Source organism: Acidovorax cavernicola (genome assembly GCF_003581445.1).
The window spans coordinates 1-2,734 of sequence record NZ_QXMN01000129.1 but is presented as its reverse complement, the minus strand read 5'-3'; the positions used below and the strand labels follow the sequence as shown (position 1 = coordinate 2,734).

Annotated in this window: 2 protein-coding genes and 2 pseudogenes; all 4 read right to left on the bottom strand. The window is 63.7% G+C overall.

The features are described from left to right. A pseudogene (locus D3H34_RS35020) lies at positions 1-122 on the bottom strand (pirin family protein); the annotation flags it as partial. An 84-nt stretch (positions 123-206) separates the two neighbouring features. Next, positions 207-2,006: a monovalent cation:proton antiporter-2 (CPA2) family protein gene (locus tag D3H34_RS31570; protein WP_119558746.1), complete on the bottom strand. Its 1,800-nt coding sequence runs from the start codon at positions 2,004-2,006 to the stop codon at positions 207-209. Between the two features lie 125 nt (positions 2,007-2,131). Next, positions 2,132-2,386: pseudogene (locus tag D3H34_RS31565) on the bottom strand (pirin-like C-terminal cupin domain-containing protein); the annotation flags it as partial. 50 nt (positions 2,387-2,436) lie between these two features. Then, the coding region (locus D3H34_RS31560) for a LysR substrate-binding domain-containing protein (RefSeq protein WP_286186517.1) at positions 2,437-2,734 on the bottom strand (298 nt) is incomplete at its 5' end.

Sequence of the window (2,734 nt, the reverse complement as noted above, 5' to 3'; positions counted from 1 at the left end):
ATGTGCGGGTGTGCCCCCACATGCAGGCCTTGTCCCGCGCCGAATTGCACCGGACCCGCATGGTCCAGAAAGCACCAGGCACCGATCATGCGACGGTCGGCGTGGGGCAGTGCGCGGCGAATGGGAGTGTCTTCCCCGGGCGGTGGACAGACGCGCGACCAGACGTTGGAAATGGGGTGCTGACATGGTGATACCTCCAGAGGCTGTTATCGAACAGTGCCGGCGCCATCGGCGGCGGGATCCGCATGGTGCACGGTATCGATGCGATCAATGTTTCCCAGCAGCAAGGCCCGGCCCGCAAAGGTGCCGCCCGAGGTTTCCAGTTCAAAACGCTCGGCGTCGCGGATGCGTACTTGCGCCGTGATGGCATCCGCTTCATCTTCCGTGGCACCCAGGGCCAGCACGGCCTTCTGCCCTATCACCAGGGCCGATTCAAAAGTCTCGCGAATCACATGCCTGGCGTCCAGCTTGACGAGCTCCACCGCATGCTCGCGGTCGGTGGCGCGGACCACGACGGTCACATGGGGGAACTCGCGGCGGATGTTCTCGACCATGTGGGTGATGGCCGCCTTGCTGTTCACGCACACCATGATGACCCGGGCATGTTGCGCACCCGCCGCATGCAGCACGTCGGTGCGCGCACCGTCGCCGTAGTACACCTTGAACCCATAGGGCTCGGCTGCGCGGGTGACATCGGGGTCGTTGTCGATGATGGTCAGCTGTGCGCCTCGGGCCAGTGGGCCCTGGCTGGCAATCTGCCCCACGCGGCCGAAGCCGATGATGAGCACATTGCCTTGCAGGTCTTGCGGCGATTCCACGCCATCGAGCTTTACCGCCTCGGCACGCACATGGCGCTTATGGATGGCAACGACCAGTGGCGTGATGGCCATGGACAGCACGACGATGGCCGTCATGTTGGCATTGATCTCCGGGGTCATCACCTGCAGCCTCAGGGCTTCGGCAAAGAGCACAAAAGCGAATTCGCCGCCCTGCGCCATCAGAACGGATCGGTCGATGGCGTCGGCATGCGAACTCTTGGCCAAGCGTGCGACCACGTAGATGCAACTGGCCTTGGCCGCCATCAGCGCGATCACGCCGGCAATGACGAGCTTCCAGTTCAGGGCCACCACTTCCAGATTCAGCGCCATGCCGACGCCGAGGAAGAACAGGCCCAGCAGCAGGCCACGGAAAGGCTCGATGTCGGCTTCCAGCTGATGGCGAAAGGTGGACTCCGAAAGCAGCACGCCAGCGATGAAAGCTCCCATGGCCATGGACAGACCACCGAAATCCATGAGCAGGGCCGCGCCCAGCACGACCAGCAGCGCCGCGGCGGTCATCACCTCGCGGGCCTTGGCTTTTGCCAGGATGCGGAACATGGGATTCAGCAGCCACAGGCCCGCGGCCACCAGAGCCGCCAGTACCAGTGCCGCCAGGCCGATGCGCTGCCATAGCGGCGCAGACGGCGCCAGCGAAGCGTCGGCAGGCGCCAGAAAGGCCACGATGGCCAGCAGGGGCACAATCAGCAAGTCTTCAAACAGCAGGATGGAAACAATACGTTGCCCGCGTGGCGCATGGATGTCACCGCGCTCGGCCAACACCTGCATCACGATGGCCGTGGATGTCAGCACAAAGCCTGCGCCGCTGATGAAGGACACCTGCCAGGAGAAGCCAAATGCCAGGCCCACGCCCGTGAGCAGCAGCGCGCACAGCACCACCTGCATGCTGCCCAGTCCGAAGATTTGTCCGCGCAAGCTCCACAGATGGGAGGGCTTCATCTCCAGGCCAATGACAAAGAGGAACATCACCACGCCAAGCTCGGCGACGTGGATGATGGTCTGGGCATCGTCGACCAGGCCCAGCCCATAGGGGCCTATGGCCAGACCGCCGGCCAGGTAACCCAGCACCGAGCCCAGCCCGAAGCGTTTGAACAAGGGGACGGCAATCACGGCTGCGCCGAGCAGGGTGACGATGCTGATGAGCTGGCTGGCGTTGCCTTCTGTGGCCATACGGTGACTTCCCTGGATGTCTTTGGGCATGGGTGTCACGCACTCGTCGGAGCCAAGCCATGGGCAATGCTCTGGTGCAAGGTGTGAGATCCACGTGAGGCACGGATTGTCGTACCCCGACGAGCTTACATCCGTCCGAAGTCGCCGCGGTTGAATGCCGCGATGGATTCGGCAATTTCCTCGGTGCTGTTCAGCACGAACGGCGCGTAACCCTCCACAGGCTCGTCAATGGGCTCACCCGCCAGCAGCAGCTTGGCATCCGAGTTCTCTTCCACGCGCAGGCCCTGGCCTTCGCTGGACAGGCAGGCCATTTCGGCCGCAGGCCGGACCTGGCTGCCGTTGAGCAGCACCGTGCCAGCCAGCACCAGCGTGGTCCAGCCTTCGGGTTGCGCAAGCTCTCAGGTGCACCGAGCATTGCCAGCGCGAGAACTTAAATTCGAGGCTGAGCGATCGCCTTGATCAAGTTGCCCAGCCATTGAACTGCAGAGTCGCTGTTGCGGTTCTGGTGGCTGACCATGGCAACCTGGATTTCTGGCAAGGCCACGGGCAGCTCCGCGACCTCCAGGCCAAAATCGTCGCGCCATGACTCGGCCAGCACGCGAGGCACGGTTGCCACCGCCGCGATCCGGCGCAATGCAACCGGTACCGACGAGAACGCCGGCACCGTGCAGACGACGTTTCGCTTGAGGCCGCGCAACGCCAGCGCGTGGTCCACGATGCCTTGCGTC

Coding starts and splice junctions, on each gene's coding strand:
- D3H34_RS31570 (WP_119558746.1), bottom strand. CDS start 2,006: ATGGCCACAGAAGGCAACGCCAGCCAGCTCATCAGCATCGTCACCCTG.